Here is a 17,118-nt window from a genome sequence, read left to right on the forward strand (position 1 = left end):
AGAAGCGAATGAAAGTTGAACTAGCAGAATTCAATCAATATGATATTCCTGGCCTAATAGATTTATCGGCATCGGTTGGATGGGATTATGATGAATATGAAGTAAGAACACTTTTGGAATCCGGGAGAGTTTTCGGTCATAAGAATGCTGAAGGAAGAATTATATCCAGTTCAGCCATTATCCCCTATGACACTAAACTGGCGTCGATTGGCATGGTTATTGTCCATGAAGAATTCAGGGGATTAGGGCTGGCAATGGAAGCAGTCCGGAAGTGTGCTGAAAGTATTAATGGGGATATGCCGCTAATGCTCATTGCAACGAAGGAAGGAAAGCCCCTTTATGAAAAAGTGGGTTTCAAAACAGTGGATTCTATAAGCAAATTTCTTTGTGATCAATTCGTTCCTGTGCATTCACAGGATCATGATGGAGTTTTTATAGAAGACTTTAATCAGTCTGATTTTGCTGAGCTTGTTAATTTGGATTGGGCTGCCTTTGGGGATAAGCGAAGCGTTTTTCTCCGCAATCGAATCAGCCAGTCCAAACAATGCCTTGTTGTTAAAAATAATAATGGAGAGATCATTGGATATGGATTATCCATACAGGGGCCAGTCAATTTAATACTTGGACCCATTGCAGCTCCAGATTCAGATACAGCTGCCTTAATCGTAGAAAAATTGGCTTTACATCATAAAGGGAAGCTGCGAATTGATGTTCCAGGAGGAAGAACGGATTTTATGTTCTATCTGGAGCGAAGCGGTTTTGTTAAAATAAACACTCCTCCCGTCATGATGAAAAATTCAGCAGCTATGCCGCAGAGGAACAATTCATTATATGCTATTGCTTCGCAGGCTTTTGGATAGGGGAATAATGCTATTGGCTAAGCGCAAATAAAATATATTATCCGAAAATAAATTTGGTCTATCTGCAAGTAACTAATACATTAATAATGCTTAAATAGTTTCTGAAAAGTGCTGGAAACCCAAGTTCCATTAAAACGGCTCAATTTGAGGATTTAAGCCGTTTTTCTTATGAAATTATCTTTAATTAACACCTAGATTATCAGCAAAGCCGTCCCAATCGTAATCAAAATGGCGCCTGCAATGGTATTCATTGACGGCTTCTCTTTTAAAATAATAAAACTTAAAATCATTGTCAGCACCACACTGAATTTATCAATGGGGTTCACGACACTAACTTTGCCGATGGCGAGAGCGCCGAAATAGCACAGCCAGGATAATCCGGTTGCGGCTCCAGAGAGGAAAAGAAATAAATAGGACTTTTTCGAAATGCTTTTAAGCTCCTTAACAGTCCCCTGGAAAAATACGATGCCCCAGGCGAAAAGAATGATGACCACAGTCCGGATAAAGGTAGCCACATTGGAGTCGACGTCTTCAATTCCGATCTTCGCTAAAATATTGGTGGCTGCAGCAAATACAGCGGACAGGACGGCCAGAAAAATATAGGACTTCGTATTAAATACTTTCTTTTCGCGTGTCTTTTTCCTGTCCCGGCCAATTAAGACAAAGGTTCCAATGGAAATAATGATTCCGCCTGAAACAACCAGAGCTGTGGCGGGTTCCCTGAGAATAATAAAGGATAAGAGGATCGTTAAGACGACACTCGACTTATCAATGGGAACTACTTTTGATACATCTCCAATCTGAATGGCTTTAAAAAAGAAGATCCATGATAGGCCGGTTGTCAGGCCTGAGAGAATAAGAAATATGTACGATTTTACCGAAATAGTAAAGATGCTTTCTGTTTCACCAGTAATAAGGACCATTAAAAAAGCCATGATGACCACCACGATTGTCCTGACTGCGGTAGCCAGATTGGAATCAACTTTTTCAATCCCAATTTTCGCAAGGATGGCGGTGAAAGATGCAAATAATGCGGCCAGCAGGGCTAAAATTATGCTCATACACATGAACTCCACTTCTGCAATTGGATAAGTATAGATGTATAGAATATTATTTGATTTATTTAGTTAAAAAATTCTGTTTTCTTATATTATAGTTTGGTTAAGAAGGGAGGAAGAAAATGGATCATATTGATAAAAGGAATCGCCTGGATGAAGAACCATTTAGTTATCGGGTAAATAAAAATAGCACGGTGTTTCTTGATTTTAATGGAAAACAAGTGAAGATTCTAAAAGGTAAAGAGGCAGAGAAGTTTCTAAAAAGAATGAGTGATGCTGAAGATGAAAAGAGCAGGCAATTAATCATGGCGAAGATAACGGGGAACTTTAAAAGGGGAAATGAACGGTGATTGTTTTGGGCTAAAGCAGCAGTGACAATGGGCACTGCTGCTTCTATTTTTATGTAAGAAGAATATCTATCTATGCTGGTCGAAAAGAATAGCGTTGCCATCCGGATCTTCAAGGGTGAAGCTTGCAGGGCCGGAGCCTGATTCATTTGCCTCTTTTATAATAGAGATCCCTTGTTCCATCAGCTGCTTTTGAAGGTCCCTAATGTCAGTGAATTCCTCTACGTTTTCTGCGTTCTGGTTCCAGCCAGGATTAAATGTAAGGATGTTTTTCTCGAACATGCCTTGGAATAGACCTATCACACAGTTTTCATTCTTCAAGATCAGCCAATTTTGCTCAATATTTCCGCCTAATGCCTCAAAACCAAGTTTTTCGTAAAATTCTTTTGACTTCTGAATGTCTTTTACGCTTAAGCTTACTGAAAACGCACCTAGTTTCATGGTTCCTCCTTCGGTTTTCTTATTATTCAGATAACTAATTTTGAGTTTAATTGAAGTAATCAAATAAAGCAATATTACTGTGAATAAAAAAAAGCGACTAGTGCCGCTTTCTAATAAAGTCTTCTCTTCCGAATCCGGCTGCAGGTAAAATCAGTTTGAATCTTCATATAAATATAAATGATCGTCGCAATGGTTCCTTCTTCGCCATGCAGGTTTGTTTTTGGCTTTAGGCATCTGATAAATTCCCGGTCACAGCTGCATTTGGATCTCCCGCTTGCCCAGCATTTATCATGAGCTCTGCAGCATGCATCCACTCCATTAATAGGGGCGCCTGGTCCGCTGCATCCCGGACCGCACCATCGGTATCCGGGAAAAAGGCAAGGAATCTGTTTTCTTCTGGTCACTAGTATCCCTCTTTTTTATATCAATTTAATTTATAGATATGGCAGAACCATAACAGGGGTGTGGTTACTTATCTATTAAAAGAAGATTGTTTTCGAATTAAGGGCAGGGGCCCATACCCCATAGGCAACTGACGCATATCCTTTACTGTAGACAAATACAGAGGAGGAGTTCCGTTTGGATTATCAATACCAGCAAATGCCGGTGTCACAGGAGTTTGTTCCGCACAATGGCATGTATTTCACTGACCATCGAGTACGTCCCGGATTTGGAATTGGAAGAAGACCCGGATTCGGGTTTGGCCGGCCGGGATTCGGGTTTGGCGGACCAGGCTTTGGTCTGGGGCTTGGATTTTTAGGAGGGCTTGCGACAGGAGCATTGCTGACGCCGGGACCTGGCTTTGGATATCCTTATTATCCATACCCGCCTTACCCGTACGCTCCATATCCTTACTATTACTAAGAAGGCTGAGCTTTGTCCCCGGGGCAGGGCTCTTTTTTAATTGATTAAATTTTCAGTTTTATTTAATATAAAAATAACGAAAGGAGTGTAAGAACATGATTAAACAAGTCGGACAAATTATGCTATACGTTAACAATCAGGATGAAGCAGTAAATTTTTGGACTGAAAAAGCCGGATTTCATGTATTGGCCGAGGAAGATAATGGCCAGGGAATGAGATGGATCGAAGTATCTCCATCAAAGGAGTCGGAGACGAGTATGATTCTGCATAATAAGGAATGGGTAGCGAAGATGTCGCCGGGAATAAACCTGGGCACCCCTTCGTTGATGTTTTTTACAGAAAATCTTGAAAGACTTCATAGCGATTTTTCAAACAAGGGCATTACGGTTGGAGAAATTGCAGAAATGCCTTCAGGCCGGGTTTTTAACTTTGCGGATGGTGAAGAGAATTACTTTGCTGTAATGGAGAGAAAGTAAAAGTTTGAGTGAAAGCCGATATCGCGGCAGTTGATCGAGCATTACATAGACTTGTCAGCTCACATTTTGATGCCGGGCTTCCATTGGGAAATAAAAAAAAACTAAAAACTGAGTTTTTAGGATAAAAGCTTACGGGAAAAGCGTACAAAAAATAGTCAGGACCGCTAATCTAAAAAGTTTCTCAAGCATAGCGCCAGCTCCTTTCGATTAGTTGGTATATTTTTATTTTAAGCCTGCTTTATTAAAGCAGGATAAATGGTCTGTAAATTTATTGTTAAATGTTTTTTGTGGGAGGGGTGCGGGGGCATCCCTTTTTAAATTAAACTAAAGCTCTATTTCCTTTATTATTTTGATATTCTTAAAGAAAGGGGGAAGGGAAATGAACAAAGTATATCTCGATTACAACGCAAGCACACCTTTGGCCCCAGAGGTTGCAGATCACATGTATCCTTTTCTGACAGACTTTTACGGAAATCCTTCCGCACCTCACTGGGCAGGGCTGCCGGTAAAAGAAAAAATGAATCGTGCGAGGCAGCAGGTATCTGACTTGCTGTCATGCTCACCTGAAGAGATTATTTTTACCAGCGGCGGAAGTGAATCAAACAACCTCGCATTAAAGGGCTATTATTTCAAGCATCTTTCAAAAGGCAAGCACATCATTACATCAAAAATAGAGCATCCTGCCATAATCGAGCCCTTAAAATTTCTCGAGAGTTTAGGTGCTGAACTCACGATGCTGAATGTGGATAAATATGGAATGGTTTCTGCTGGCGATATTGAAAAGGCCATTCGGGAAGACACAATTCTGATCACCATTATGCATTCAAACAATGAAGTGGGGAATCTTCAGCCAATAGAAGAAATAGGGGAAATCGCAAGGAGGCACAAGATCGCATTTCATACTGATGCTTCCCAATCCGCCGGGAAGGTGCCTGTTAATGTTAATGAGCTGAATGTGGATATGCTAACCATTGCCGGTCATAAATTGTATGCGCCTAAAGGGATTGGCGCCTTATATATCAGAAAAGGCATCGAGCTTGAACCGCTTATTCATGGGGCAGGACATGAGTTTGGAAAGCGAGCAGGAACTGAAAACACTTTGCTTGCAGCCGGGCTCGGCAAAGCCTGTGAATTAGCTGGGGAGCATGTCTCGGGCGGCGGGCTTGCTGACTTAACGACTTATTTCTGGGGTGAATTGAAGGAGGCCTTTGGAGCTGAAGTTTTCCTTAATGGACATGAAGAAAAACGGCTGCCGAATACCCTGAATGTCAGTTTTATGAATCGGATTGGCCAGGACATTTTATCAGCCATTCCTCAGCTTGCAGCCTCTACAGGATCTGCCTGTCATGCAGGAAAAGTGGAATTATCTCCAGTTTTGAAGGAAATGGGGGTTCCGGAACACATTGGAATGGGCGCTGTCAGATTCAGTCTGGGGAAATATACGACAAAAGAGGAGCTTGATCAGGTGGTTTCCTGGCTTAAAGAGGTGATTTAGGAGCGCTATTCCATTGGAAAGACATCAGCAATCTGCATAATATCGCCTGAAAAAATGCAATACATATCTTCAGGGCCGGTTTCAATTGGCATTTTCGCAATGACCATCCCATCGTAGCCTTGTTTCAACAGGCTTCTGCAAAATAGGGTGTTGGCTTCATCTTTATTCAATAGGATCGCCTTATCTTGCCAGGTAAGGTGTCTTTTTTTTGTGCTTGCATAGTCGCAAAAGGGGTCTCTCTCATTCATGAAATGATCATAAGAATCAAATGCTCTTAAGTTTGGTTCATCTATATAGACTTTATAGACAAATCCACGTATTAACTTATCATATTGAACCACTTTCGCTGTTCCATCTTCCCAGAAGTCCGTTTCCGATTTTTCGCAGACTGTTTCTGTCCCAATGGCAAATGACTTAGCAGACTCAAAATTCGATGTACACCAGATTCCAAGTGTATCTAATTCCTCCATTTTCCTTTGCCTTGCCTGCTCTTTTTGAAAGTGATCCAATTTCTTGATGGAACCGTAATAAACGATCAAAAGAAACACCTCCCAATAGTTAGGATGTGCAATATTTAATTATTTATTAATCCCTTTGTAATTCTTTCATCTTTTGGAAATGCTAAGAGAAAAAGGAGGGACGTGTAGTCATGAATGATAGTCAGAACACTGCATTGACTGCAGCAGAAATAGCGCAGTTATGGTCGTCTTATTTGAACAGCAGCATGAGTCAGTGTATTTTCTTATATTTTTCAAATACAGTTGAAGACCAGAAACTACTGTCCATGCTTCAGGAAGGTCTTCAATTAACGGATACACATTTACAGAAGCTGACTGGATTTTTTGAAAATGAAGGGTTATCCGTGCCTTATGGATTTAAGTCTGAAGAGGATATGAACACTGCAGCCCCAAGATTGTTCTCAGAAAATTTCTCTCTTCATTTCCTTTATAATATCGCCATGTTTGCAGTAAACTTTTATGCGCTCTCGAAAACACTTTCTGTCCGGTCTGATATTGTGGAGTACTTTAACACTTGTTTGATGGAAGTGAATGAGTATGAAACAAAAGTAAAACAAATGCTGGTGGATAAAGGCTTGTATATGAGATCTCCCCATGTCATCCCGGTAAAAGAAACCAGCTTTGTCGAGAGCAAAAAATTTATGGGCGGTTTGTTCGGTGATAAGAGGCCCCTGAATGTGATTGAAATAACCAATATCCATTCCAATTTGAAGAGAAATGCCATGGGAAACTCGGTCATGATCGGGTTTAGCCAGGTTGCCCAATCCAAGGAAGTCGGTCAATTCATGGTAAGGGGAAGGGATATTGCAGCGAAACATACAAAGGTCTTTCAGGAGCTGCTTGAAGAAAGTTACTTGCCTGTTAGCATGTCCTGGGATATGGAAGTAACAGATTCCAGAACACCTCCCTTTTCAGATAAATTGATGATGTTTATGACCACTTCGCTTATTGCCCTGAGTGCAGGGATTTATGCAACAAGTGCTGCTTCGAGTGCACGAAAAGATATTTCGCTTAATTTCATCCGCTTGTCTGCTGAAATCGCTAATTTTGCTGAAGATGGTGCAAACATTCTGATTAAAAATGGCTGGTTCGAGGAGCCGCCGCATCCGGCAGATCATGATGAACTGGCAAACAGATGATAAATAACGCTGAAATAGAAGGTACATGCTCGTTAATCGGGAGGAATAAGCGCAGTAAGTGCCCTAATCCCAAATTAGCAAACCCTGGCCCTGAGCTTTTTCCGTGTAAAATAAAATCCACCCAACTATACTAAAGAAGAAAATACTGTATGGGAGGAATCAGGTATGCATATTGAAATGTGGACTGACTTCGCTTGACCGTTTTGCTATATTGGCAAAAGGCATCTGGAGGATGCCATTAAACAGATTAACCATCCAATCGAAGTGACTTACAGGTGCTTCGAACTGGACCCGACGGCAGAGCGGGATATTCAGGATAACATGTATGAAAAATTGGCGAAGAAATATGGGATGACGATTGAACAGGCCAAAGCCAACACACAAAACATGGTGCAGATGGCGAGAAACGCCGGGCTGGAATTCAACATTGATACCATCGTTCTCACTAATACGTTTGACGCTCATCGTCTGACGATGTTTGCAAAAACAAATGGGTTAATGAAAGAAATGACAGAACGGCTGCTGCGGGCTTACTTTACGGATTCCAGGCATATCGGAGATCCTGCGACGTTAGCCGAGCTAGCAGAAGAAGTGGGCCTGAACCGGGAAGAAGCGGAACAAATGCTTGCCGGCGATGCGTTTGCAGAGGAAGTCCGTGCAGATGAGCAATTGGCTCAAGCGTACCGCATTACAGGAGTACCGTTCTTTCTTATTAATAAGAAATATGCACTGAGCGGAGCACAGCCAACAGAGATGATCATTCAAGCACTGCAGAAGATTATAGCAGAGGACGAGATAACTGTTCTTAATGACAATGACGGTATAATCTGTGATGATGACGGCTGTGAAATCCCGAAGGAATAATTAAATCATGAAGAGCGGTTTAGAGTCAGAACCCGGTGCAACTTCGGACACAAAAAGGGAAAAAGAGCGGTTTAGAGTCAGAACCCCGATCAACTTCGGACACAAAAAGGGAAAATGGGCGCTCCAGAGTCAGAACCGGGTGCAACTTCGGACACAAAAAGGGAAAAAGAGCGCTCCAGGAACCAGTCAGGGACATGACTGGTTTTTTGTATACCCAAGCCCAACTTAATAAAACAACGTACCTTCTTTTTTCATAGGCATATGATGTGATGATAATTCTGTGAAGGGAATGACTAGTATTGTATCATCCTAATGCGTATTCCTATCCTTACTACCCTCAGCCTCATTCACCTGTATATCATACTGACGAAATGTTACGAAGCAATCAGGATCATTTTCAGCAGCTTTGTGAAACGGTTCTTGAAGGAGTCAAAAGGGAGGCATCTGCACTTGAGCTTTACACGCAACTGGCAGAGCATGCCCCAAATGAAGAGCACAAGCAGAACATTATTCAGGCAATTGAAGGAAAGAAAATTTATTTAAACCATTTTTGCAACCTTTATTACAATTTAACAGGGAAACAGCCCGAGTATCAGGTCGGCCATGTTGCCATTGATCATTACCGCGATGGATTGCAAAGAGCATATCAAATCGAAATGGAAGGTTTCGAGGAGAATCAAAGGGGTTCCGTGCTTACTCAGCTTCCACAGGTTCAAAATATATTCTTATGGGCAATGAGCGGCGAACAGGAAAATGCCGCGCGATTAGTCTCTCTTAATAATCGGGTGACCGATTTCGGTCCGCAGCCATTTGTCGTAGATATTGAGGAAGCAACGAAGAAAAATAACAACTTCCGGACAGCCCTATGGACTGGAAAGCATTTGCAGCTGACATTAATGAGCATCAATGCTGGCGAGGATATTGGCCTTGAGGTTCATCCGGAGCTCGATCAATTCCTGAGACTTGAAGATGGTGAAGGAATGGTTTATATGGGGGACAGTCCTGACCGGCTGGATTTTCAGCGGAAAGTAGCGGATGATTTTGCGATTATCATTCCTGCAGGCAAATATCATAATCTCATTAATACAGGCAATAAGCCACTTAAGCTTTATTCCATTTATGCGCCGCCGCAGCATCCGTTCGGAACCGTGCATAAAACAAAGGCAGATGCCATGGCTGCTGAGGAAGAACATCAGCAATAATAACGAAAAAGGAAAAGTCAGGACGCGGCTTTTCCTTATTTTTTATGAAAAATAGAATAAATTGACCATGTTATGGGCACTAATCGAAGTATGACGATTTTCCAGGATGGTGCTTAACGTGAGAAAAGAAAATAAAAATCTCTTTATAGCCGGCTTAATACTCGGCTTAGGGCTTGTAGGGGCGATTGATGGCATCGTATTTCATCAGCTGCTGCAATGGCATCATATGATTCTGAGCCCGAATATCAAACTCGAAATTTTTACAGATGGCTTATTCACAGCCTTATTTTCGGCGAAGCTGCTTTGGGGCGGGATGAAGATTTTTCAGGATGCCCGCAAGAATGAATTGGGTACCAGCTGGAAGATCTTCGCTGGCGGTATATTCATAGGGGGAGGAGCCTTTAATCTTGTCGAAGGAATTGTGGACCATCATATCCTCCAGGTGCACCGTGTCAGGCCACTGGCAGAAAACCCTTTTTTCTATGATCTGGCCTTTTTAGCAATAGGATTATTGCTTGTTATCATTGGGTTTATGATTAAGAGGATGGAGAAGGAAGCATGATGAAAAGAGCAAGAAGCTTGATCAGTTTTATCCTTATTTTTTTAGGCTTTTTTTATTTTTACACCAGTCAACATCCTCATAATCAGACCGGTGCAGCGAATCACATGGCACATGGATATGTGGAAATTCCGAAAGAAAATGAGATTCCGTCTGTAGATGTAACCGTATCCCCGGACGGTCCGGATACATGGCTTTTGAAGCTGGATCTCGTCCATTTTGCCTTTGCCCCTGAAAAGGCGGGCGAGAAGCAGCCAAGCTATAACGAGGGACATGCCCACTTATACATAAATGGCAAAAAAATCAGCCGCTTATACGGAGAGTACTATCATTTAGGCAAACTGAAGGAAGGCAGACATGAAATTACGGTAACTCTTAATTCCAACAATCACGGGGCCTTAATGGCCGGCGGAAAACCCGTGCAGGCAACCAGGCTCATTGAAGTGAACAAGTGAGAAAAGAGCGGGAACTAGACCTAATACAGGAGAAACCATAGTTTTGTCATCAGTCAGGCGACAAAGTTAGGTTTCTCCTTTGTTGAGTCCGGCAGTAATGTACTTTACCATTAGTAATAAAGTACTTATTTTGAAAGGATGAGTGTAAATGGCTCAATCTAATCTAAAAGTTGCTGTACAGAAGTTCGGTAACTTCCTGAGCTCCATGGTAATGCCGAATATCTCAGCTTTTATCGCATGGGGTCTTATTACAGCTTTATTTATACCTACTGGTTTCATTCCAAATGAAAGCCTTGCCAAAATGGTAGGGCCAATGGTGACATACTTGCTTCCGCTGTTAATCGGATACACCGGTGGTAAGCTTGTTCATGATCAGCGCGGTGCCGTTGTTGGTGCCATAGCGACAATGGGGGTTATTGCCGGGGCAGAAATTCCAATGTTCCTTGGCGCCATGGTAATTGGTCCTCTTGGCGGATATGTAATTAAGAAATTTGATCAATTGGTTGAAGGACGGGTGCGTTCAGGCTTTGAAATGCTCGTGAACAACTTCTCAGCAGGAATTCTTGGTGCCATTCTGGCAATCCTTGCGTTCCTCGGAATAGGGCCTGCAGTTGATGAATTCACAGGCTGGCTTGTAGCAGGTGTTGACTGGCTGATTGGCACCGGGCTGCTTCCGCTGACAAGCATCCTGATTGAACCGGCGAAGGTATTATTCCTGAACAATGCCATCAACCACGGTGTTCTGTCGCCAATCGGAGTTGAGCAGGTAAAAGAAACAGGACAATCTATCCTGTTCCTGCTTGAAGCGAACCCTGGACCTGGTCTTGGTGTTTTGCTTGCTTACATGTTCTTTGGAAAAGGGAATGCAAAGAAATCTGCTCCAGGTGCCGGAATCATTCACTTCTTCGGCGGGATTCATGAAATTTACTTCCCGTATATTTTAATGCGTCCTATGCTTATTATTGCGGTTATCCTTGGCGGAATGAGCGGTGTGTTCACACTGGTTCTTTTAGGCGGCGGATTGTTCGCTCCTTCATCACCGGGAAGCATCATCGCCATCACTGCAGTAACACCTCATCATGCAAGTGCGTATATTGCAAACTTTGCAGGTGTGCTTGTGGCTGCAATAGTTTCATTCCTTGTCTCTGCATTCATCATGAAAACAGGCAAGCAGGGTGAAGAAGATATTGAAGAAGCTGCGAAAAAGATGCAGGAAATGAAAGGTAAGAAAAGCTCTGTTTCTAGCGTATTAGAAGGTGGAAAGGCTGAAATGCCTGATAACGTGTCTAAAATTTATTTTGCGTGTGATGCGGGAATGGGCTCAAGTGCCATGGGTGCATCACTGCTGCGCAAAAAGGTGAAGGAAGCAGGGATGGACGTTGCAGTTACGAATACAGCGATCTCCAATCTTCCTGCAGATGCCCAGATCGTCATTACACAGGAAGAACTGACACCAAGGGCACGCCAGAAAGTGCCGAATGCCTTCCATGTATCGGTTGATAATTTCCTTTCAAGTCCGGAATATGACAAGCTGATTGACGCATTGCAGTTCCCGGCTAACTCGGAGCTGCACGAAATCGTTGAAGAAGCAGAAGAAAATGTTCCTGACATGGCGGATGAGGAAATGTCACATGAAGACGACTTATTGCGTCCGGAAAATATTTTCCTGAACAAAGAGTTTGCTGATAAGGATGAAGCAATCCGCTTTGCCGGAAGAGTGCTTGTAGATGCAGGCTATGTGGAAGAGAGCTATATTGAAGCGATGATTGAACGTGATAACATCACATCCACTTATATGGGGAATGATGTAGCAATCCCTCATGGAACGGAAGAGGCCAAAAAGGCTGTCATCAAATCAGGCTTTACTGTTATCCAGGTGCCAAATGGCGTGGATTTCGATGGCCAAAAGGTCCGTCTGATCTTCGGAATTGCAGGAAAAGACGGCACACATCTTGAAATCTTATCAGGCATCGCGGTAACATGTTCTGACATGGATAATATCGAGAAACTGGCTTCTGCTGAATCTGTCGAGACCATCATGGATATTATCGGCAAGAAATAAACCTTACGAGTAGAAAAGCGTTCTCATGCGCTTTTCTATTCAGTGTTTTTGTAACCTTTTATGCCACTAATTGTAGAAATGAGCTGATCTCATGTATATTACATCGAGGGAAAAAGCCATTATTGAATTGATTATAAAAACATCGGGTAAACACACGGCATTGTCGATTGCTTCTTCATTAAACGTCAGTGCGAGAACAATCCAGAGGGACTTAAAGGCAGTTGAGAAAATTGTCAGTGAGTTCGGGCTGACCTTAACCCGAAATGTAAATCAGGGACTTATTATTGAAGGGAAAAATGAGCAGATTTTCAGGCTGATCCAGCATTTAACCAGCAGCGAACCGATCGATGAGCTCCCTCAGGAAAAGAAGCTGCGCCTTCTTTTGGCCATTCTTGAGGAAGACGTTTATAAGACTCAGGTGCTTGCCGGCTACCTCGGCATTAGCACGGCGACTTTGACGGCACACCTTGATGAACTTGCTGAATGGCTATCCCGTTTCCAGTTGGACTTGACGAGAAAGCGTGGAGTCGGCGTAGAACTTCACGGAACGGAAGCAAGTAAACGAAGGGCCCTTGCCCATTTTCTCCTTCAATACTTTCATGAAGAATTAATTGAGAAATTATTTTTGCTGGAAAATGGGAAGCTCGGGGAAGACAGAATTCTGCACTACTTTGAAGCGGATGATCTCCGCCATGTGAACAGCATCATCCAGACTGTGTTTATGGGCGCTCCTGCCCGATTTGCGGATAGCGGATATCTGGAGATTGTGCTGCATACGTGCATAACACTAAAAAGAACGCTCAGCGGGTTCCCGGTGGAACGGAAGGACCTTCCGGAAACAGAAGTTACGGTTGAATATGGATTGATCCAGGAGGTCATAAGCAGGCTCGGACAGGCTTTTGACTGTGCGTTTTCTGAGGGGGACATCCTATACCTGGCTCGTATACTTAAAGGCACCAAGTGGAGCGGGACGGAGGCTTTTCCGTACGACAGCATTGTACTCGCCCAAATGATCAGGAACGTGATTAAATCAGTTTCTGAACAGCTGCATGTGGATTTGAACAAGGATTTTTCCTTATTTCAGGGGCTGCTCGCTCATATGGAGCCATCTTTATACCGGATCAAGCAGAATATGGAGTCCTATAACCCGCTCCGAGAGGAAATCAAGCGTAAGTATCCGGTTCTGTTCTTGGCTGTGAAAAATAGTCTTGAAGAAGCGTTTACAGATATTGATCAATTTTCAGATGACGAGATTGCGTTTATCGTCCTTCATTTCGGTTCGGCCCTTGTGATGCAGGAAGAGAATCTTTCCATAAAGGCGCTGCTCATTTGTCCGACAGGCATCGGCACCTCCAAAATGCTGAAAAGCAGGCTGAAAAAAGAGGTGGCTGAAATTGATGTCATCGAAATCAAATCGATTAAGGAAATGTCTGAGGGTGCCGATCTGATGGAATATGATTTAATCCTTTCTACTGTCAGACTTCCTTTTATACATGCAGAGTATATATTGGTGAACCCGCTCTTAAGTGAAGAGAACATTCTCACGATAAAAAACTACCTGAAAAACAACATTGAAAGCTTTACAAAAGGGAAGCCCTATCAGGAATTGACTGAGGGCGGTCACCAGCACCCAGTCTCTTTAGGCTCCATGCTTGAGGAAATTAGCGATATTCAGGAGAGCATCCAGTCTCTGATCCAAAACTTCCGGTTTTACCGGATGGAGGGGGAAGCAAGCCAGGAGCAGATTCTCGAAAAAATGCTGGCGAATGCAGAAGGAGATCAGCTGCTGACGAATCCTGAAGATGTGCTTCAATCATTAAGGGAGCGGGAACAAAAAGGCGGCCTGGGCATTCCTGAAACGAATATGGCTCTCTTTCACGCGCGCAGTCAGAACGTCCGTAAGCTTATTTTTCAAATTGCCCATCTGCCAAACCCTTGCCTGGTAAAGGGAATGGACGGAAAAGAAGTGGCAATGAAAAATCTTCTGCTTATGCTTGCACCAGACGAGCTAAGCAGAAGAGAGCAGGAAATAGTAAGCTTAATCAGCACGAATATCATTGAGACAGAGGAATCGATATTACTCTTTTCTTCCGCAAACGAAGAGATGATCTTCAAGAAGCTGGAATCGATTTTTACAGAATACCTCCAATCTCATTTTAAAATTAACCGGTAAAGGAATGATTCGATGAAACAGGCAGTGCATTTTGGTGCAGGAAACATAGGAAGAGGATTTATCGGAGCTCTATTTTCACAGTCAGGCTACCATGTGACGTTTGTGGATATTGCTGAAGGGATTATCAATCAATTAAACGAAGAAAAACAATATAAAGTGATACTGGCTGCAGATGAACAGGAAAGCTTGACCATTGAAAATGTGTCAGGATTAAATAATTTGACGCAGGAGGCTGAAGTAATTGAGGCCATTAAACAGGCTGATTTCTTAACCACAGCCATTGGGCCAAACATCCTTCCGCGGATTGCGCCGTTAATGGCGAAAGGCCTGGCTGCCAGAGCAGAAGCAGGGATCACGGAAAAGCTTTATGTCATTGCATGTGAAAATCAGATCTCAGCAACTGACTTATTAAAGGGGTATATTCTGGAAAATCTGGAGAGCGGTATGAATCTTGAAAATGTTTCTTTCTTAAACTCCGCTGTAGACCGGATTGTTCCAATTCAGAACAACCAGGGATCACTTGATGTATTGGTTGAACCGTATCATGAATGGGTTGTCGAAACGGCTGAAGACATTCCGCATATTGAGGGAATGAAGATTGTTCCGGAGCTTGCGCCGTTTATTGAAAGGAAGCTATTCACGGTTAACACAGGACATGCGGTGATTGCGTACTTCGGTTACCTGGCAGGGAAAGAAACCATTGATGAGACACTTGCTGACGGAAACATTTATAAGCAGGTGCAGGCAACACTTGGCGAAACAGGTGCTTATTTAATAGATCGCTATGATCTGAATCCGGACGAACATCAGAAATATATCGATAAAATTATCGGGCGTTTTGAGAATGCACGCCTGAATGACGGTGTCACACGAGTCGGCCGTTCACCAATAAGGAAGCTTGGACCTGAAGACAGACTGGTCCGCCCGGCACTGCAGGCCCAAAAAGCAGGCTTATCCTGCACAAACCTGGCAAAAGCCATTGCTGCAGCCCTATTGTTTGATAACAGGGAAGATGAAGAAGCGGTGAAGCTGCAGGAGATGATTCAGGAAAACGGAGTGGCATATGTACTGAAAGAAGTATGCGGACTTGAAGAATCAAGCGAGCTTGCACGTGAAATACTGAAGCAATATGAAGCATTAAAAAAATGAATGGAATGAAGACTGCTGAGAATGATCGGCAGTCTTATTTTTTTGGAGCTTTTTTCCTGGGGTCATTGTAAAATATTTTACATGTGAGGTGCAGATATGAAATTTACTAAAGTGTTTGAAGAAAAGGGTTTGAAGTATGGTTCTGTGAAAACGAGGGAAGCTGTCAGAGCTGTTATTTTGGGTGAAACTGGGATTTTGCTGGTGCGCTCGAACCGGGGTGATTATAAATTCCCGGGAGGCGGAGTTAAAGGGAATGAAGATTGGCATGATGCGCTAGTACGCGAAGTGGCAGAAGAAACAGGATACATACATGCAGCCGTGAAAAACAAACTGGGTACGGTTGTTGAACGGAAAATCGATGAGTTTGATGATACTGTGCTGTTTCAAATGAATTCTCATTATTATCTGTGTGAATTAATCGATCATCAGCAACTGGACCAGCAGCTTGAAGGATATGAGATCACACAGGAATTTTCACCGCAGTGGGTGACTATTGAAGAAGCGATCGCAAGGAATGAGGCAGCAGCTAAACTGGATGGGGCAAATGGATGGATAAGGAGAGAGAATTTTGTTTTGAACGCACTATTAGAACAATGAGAATGAGGTGGCAGCCATGCTTGAAGTGTTAACTGTGTCGATTTTCAATCAGAAAAGAAAAGTTCGGATTTACCTGCCGGAGGATTATTACAGCAGCCTTAAACGCTATCCAGTACTATACATGCATGACGGGCAAAATGTTTTTGGTGCTGAGGAAGCAATTGGCGGAGTGTCCCTGGATATGCATAACCATTTGGATCAATTCAAATCAGATTTGATTGTGGCGGCGATTGACCAAAATACAGAAGGCGAAGAACGGATTCATGAATATTGTCCATGGAAACATGGAGATTTCAGCGAGCAGCTATTGGGGTACAAAAGCGGCTCAGGCGGCAAGGGGAGTGATTATGCTGACTTTATCGTGAAGGAGCTGATGCCAATAATAGATGGAAAATATAAAACGCTGGCTGCGGAAAATTATATGGCTGGCATCTCTCTTGGCGGACTCCTCTCTGTTTATGCCGGGTGCAAATATCCTGATGTTTTTAAAAAAACCGCAGGAATTTCATCTGCTTTTTACCGGAATCAGGAGGAAATAGAAAAACTGGCAGGCAGCACGCCTCCATCTGGGAAAATATATCTGGATTGCGGCACTGCAGAGGCGGGGGAAAATAGCAAGATCAGTGAATTATTTTTAAAGTCTAACAAAGCTGTTTATGAAAGGTTAAAAGGCAGCGGAAGTGAGGTTGAGCTTCGGATCGTTGAGGGGGCGGGGCATAATTATACGGCGTTTAAGGAACGAATTGCTGGTGTTATGGGGTTTTTCTTGGATTAGAAGTCCATTGGGTGAGAGTGAGAAGGCATTGTTGATTAATAGAGAAGAGGAATAGCGCCGAAAAATAGCGGGGGAAGAGAGAAA

At 42.9% G+C, this 17,118-nt stretch carries 19 protein-coding genes; 15 read left to right on the top strand and 4 right to left on the bottom strand.

Going from position 1 to position 17,118, the window contains the following annotated elements; translation table 11 throughout:
- The first annotated feature begins 8 nt into the window (after positions 1-8).
- A complete protein-coding gene (locus ACTHRG_RS02380) occupies positions 9-860 on the top strand; it encodes a GNAT family N-acetyltransferase (protein WP_076257973.1) in 852 nt (283 codons plus the stop codon).
- 191 nt (positions 861-1,051) lie between these two features.
- Here ACTHRG_RS02380 and ACTHRG_RS02385 read toward each other — a convergent pair whose 3' ends face one another.
- Complete coding sequence (locus tag ACTHRG_RS02385; RefSeq protein WP_440230481.1) at positions 1,052-1,921, bottom strand: EamA family transporter; 870 nt, start codon at positions 1,919-1,921, stop codon at positions 1,052-1,054.
- A gap of 119 nt (positions 1,922-2,040) precedes the next feature.
- Between ACTHRG_RS02385 and ACTHRG_RS02390 the strand changes: the two genes are divergently transcribed.
- Entirely contained in the window at positions 2,041-2,268 is a 228-nt protein-coding gene (locus ACTHRG_RS02390) for a hypothetical protein (protein ID WP_440230482.1), read from the top strand.
- Between the two features lie 66 nt (positions 2,269-2,334).
- On the opposite strand, the gene ACTHRG_RS02395 is transcribed toward ACTHRG_RS02390, so the two are convergent.
- Positions 2,335-2,706, bottom strand: coding sequence for a VOC family protein (locus tag ACTHRG_RS02395; protein WP_440230483.1), 372 nt, complete (start codon positions 2,704-2,706; stop codon positions 2,335-2,337).
- Between the two features lie 110 nt (positions 2,707-2,816).
- Entirely contained in the window at positions 2,817-3,110 is a 294-nt protein-coding gene (locus tag ACTHRG_RS02400) for a phospholipase (protein ID WP_440230484.1), read from the bottom strand.
- Positions 3,111-3,342: 232 nt separating this feature from the next.
- Between ACTHRG_RS02400 and ACTHRG_RS02405 the strand changes: the two genes are divergently transcribed.
- The 3 genes from ACTHRG_RS02405 (at position 3,343) to ACTHRG_RS02415 (ending at position 5,541) form a co-directional block, all read left to right on the top strand.
- Complete coding sequence (locus tag ACTHRG_RS02405) at positions 3,343-3,570, top strand: hypothetical protein (RefSeq protein WP_175609088.1); 228 nt, start codon at positions 3,343-3,345, stop codon at positions 3,568-3,570.
- A gap of 95 nt (positions 3,571-3,665) precedes the next feature.
- Positions 3,666-4,046 (top strand): VOC family protein, encoded by a 381-nt coding sequence (locus ACTHRG_RS02410; protein WP_440230485.1) that lies wholly within the window; start codon positions 3,666-3,668, stop codon positions 4,044-4,046.
- 379 nt (positions 4,047-4,425) lie between these two features.
- On the top strand, positions 4,426-5,541 hold the full coding sequence (locus ACTHRG_RS02415; RefSeq protein ID WP_440230486.1) for a cysteine desulfurase family protein: 1,116 nt from the start codon (positions 4,426-4,428) through the stop codon (positions 5,539-5,541).
- A 5-nt stretch (positions 5,542-5,546) separates the two neighbouring features.
- On the opposite strand, the gene ACTHRG_RS02420 is transcribed toward ACTHRG_RS02415, so the two are convergent.
- Positions 5,547-6,089 carry a hypothetical protein gene (locus ACTHRG_RS02420; protein ID WP_440230487.1) on the bottom strand — a complete coding sequence of 181 codons (543 nt, stop codon included), beginning with the start codon at positions 6,087-6,089 and terminating at the stop codon, positions 5,547-5,549.
- A 101-nt stretch (positions 6,090-6,190) separates the two neighbouring features.
- On the opposite strand from ACTHRG_RS02420, the gene ACTHRG_RS02425 reads away from it, so the two are divergent.
- The 10 genes from ACTHRG_RS02425 (at position 6,191) to ACTHRG_RS02470 (ending at position 17,034) form a co-directional block, all read left to right on the top strand.
- The gene (locus tag ACTHRG_RS02425) at positions 6,191-7,198 is read left to right on the top strand and encodes a DUF3231 family protein (protein WP_440230488.1); all 1,008 of its coding nucleotides are present in this window, start codon (positions 6,191-6,193) and stop codon (positions 7,196-7,198) included.
- Positions 7,199-7,408: 210 nt separating this feature from the next.
- Positions 7,409-8,062 (top strand): DsbA family oxidoreductase, encoded by a 654-nt coding sequence (locus ACTHRG_RS02430; RefSeq protein WP_076257963.1) that lies wholly within the window; start codon positions 7,409-7,411, stop codon positions 8,060-8,062.
- A 299-nt stretch (positions 8,063-8,361) separates the two neighbouring features.
- The gene (locus tag ACTHRG_RS02435) at positions 8,362-9,264 is read left to right on the top strand and encodes a cupin domain-containing protein (RefSeq protein WP_440230489.1); all 903 of its coding nucleotides are present in this window, start codon (positions 8,362-8,364) and stop codon (positions 9,262-9,264) included.
- 118 nt (positions 9,265-9,382) lie between these two features.
- The gene (locus ACTHRG_RS02440; RefSeq protein ID WP_175609087.1) at positions 9,383-9,826 is read left to right on the top strand and encodes a DUF2243 domain-containing protein; all 444 of its coding nucleotides are present in this window, start codon (positions 9,383-9,385) and stop codon (positions 9,824-9,826) included.
- The gene (locus ACTHRG_RS02445; RefSeq protein WP_083675334.1) at positions 9,823-10,278 is read left to right on the top strand and encodes a hypothetical protein; all 456 of its coding nucleotides are present in this window, start codon (positions 9,823-9,825) and stop codon (positions 10,276-10,278) included. Before ACTHRG_RS02440 ends, ACTHRG_RS02445 begins: the two co-directional genes overlap by 4 nt.
- A 148-nt stretch (positions 10,279-10,426) precedes the next feature.
- Entirely contained in the window at positions 10,427-12,340 is a 1,914-nt protein-coding gene (locus tag ACTHRG_RS02450; RefSeq protein WP_076257959.1) for a PTS mannitol transporter subunit IICBA, read from the top strand.
- A gap of 91 nt (positions 12,341-12,431) precedes the next feature.
- Complete coding sequence (locus tag ACTHRG_RS02455) at positions 12,432-14,513, top strand: BglG family transcription antiterminator (protein WP_076257958.1); 2,082 nt, start codon at positions 12,432-12,434, stop codon at positions 14,511-14,513.
- Between the two features lie 12 nt (positions 14,514-14,525).
- Entirely contained in the window at positions 14,526-15,662 is a 1,137-nt protein-coding gene (locus ACTHRG_RS02460; RefSeq protein ID WP_076257957.1) for a mannitol-1-phosphate 5-dehydrogenase, read from the top strand.
- 96 nt (positions 15,663-15,758) lie between these two features.
- Positions 15,759-16,259 (top strand): NUDIX hydrolase, encoded by a 501-nt coding sequence (locus ACTHRG_RS02465; RefSeq protein ID WP_440230490.1) that lies wholly within the window; start codon positions 15,759-15,761, stop codon positions 16,257-16,259.
- Between the two features lie 16 nt (positions 16,260-16,275).
- On the top strand, positions 16,276-17,034 hold the full coding sequence (locus tag ACTHRG_RS02470; protein WP_440230491.1) for an alpha/beta hydrolase: 759 nt from the start codon (positions 16,276-16,278) through the stop codon (positions 17,032-17,034).
- The last annotated feature ends 84 nt before the right edge of the window (positions 17,035-17,118 follow it).

It is taken from the genome of Cytobacillus sp. SAFR-174, assembly GCF_051964675.1.
Lineage (GTDB): Bacteria > Bacillota > Bacilli > Bacillales > Cytobacillaceae > Cytobacillus.

Excerpts from the sequence above, each read along its gene's own strand:
- ACTHRG_RS02460 (WP_076257957.1), top strand. The coding sequence starts at position 14,526 with ATGAAACAGGCAGTGCATTTTGGTGCAGGAAACATAGGAAGAGGATTT.
- ACTHRG_RS02465 (WP_440230490.1), top strand. The coding sequence starts at position 15,759 with ATGAAATTTACTAAAGTGTTTGAAGAAAAGGGTTTGAAGTATGGTTCT.
- ACTHRG_RS02385 (WP_440230481.1), bottom strand. The coding sequence starts at position 1,921 with ATGAGCATAATTTTAGCCCTGCTGGCCGCATTATTTGCATCTTTCACC.
- ACTHRG_RS02390 (WP_440230482.1), top strand. The coding sequence starts at position 2,041 with ATGGATCATATTGATAAAAGGAATCGCCTGGATGAAGAACCATTTAGT.
- ACTHRG_RS02470 (WP_440230491.1), top strand. The coding sequence starts at position 16,276 with ATGCTTGAAGTGTTAACTGTGTCGATTTTCAATCAGAAAAGAAAAGTT.
- ACTHRG_RS02425 (WP_440230488.1), top strand. The coding sequence starts at position 6,191 with ATGAATGATAGTCAGAACACTGCATTGACTGCAGCAGAAATAGCGCAG.
- ACTHRG_RS02380 (WP_076257973.1), top strand. The coding sequence starts at position 9 with ATGAAAGTTGAACTAGCAGAATTCAATCAATATGATATTCCTGGCCTA.
- ACTHRG_RS02450 (WP_076257959.1), top strand. The coding sequence starts at position 10,427 with ATGGCTCAATCTAATCTAAAAGTTGCTGTACAGAAGTTCGGTAACTTC.
- ACTHRG_RS02445 (WP_083675334.1), top strand. The coding sequence starts at position 9,823 with ATGATGAAAAGAGCAAGAAGCTTGATCAGTTTTATCCTTATTTTTTTA.
- ACTHRG_RS02455 (WP_076257958.1), top strand. The coding sequence starts at position 12,432 with ATGTATATTACATCGAGGGAAAAAGCCATTATTGAATTGATTATAAAA.
- ACTHRG_RS02415 (WP_440230486.1), top strand. The coding sequence starts at position 4,426 with ATGAACAAAGTATATCTCGATTACAACGCAAGCACACCTTTGGCCCCA.
- ACTHRG_RS02410 (WP_440230485.1), top strand. The coding sequence starts at position 3,666 with ATGATTAAACAAGTCGGACAAATTATGCTATACGTTAACAATCAGGAT.
- ACTHRG_RS02395 (WP_440230483.1), bottom strand. The coding sequence starts at position 2,706 with ATGAAACTAGGTGCGTTTTCAGTAAGCTTAAGCGTAAAAGACATTCAG.
- ACTHRG_RS02405 (WP_175609088.1), top strand. The coding sequence starts at position 3,343 with ATGTATTTCACTGACCATCGAGTACGTCCCGGATTTGGAATTGGAAGA.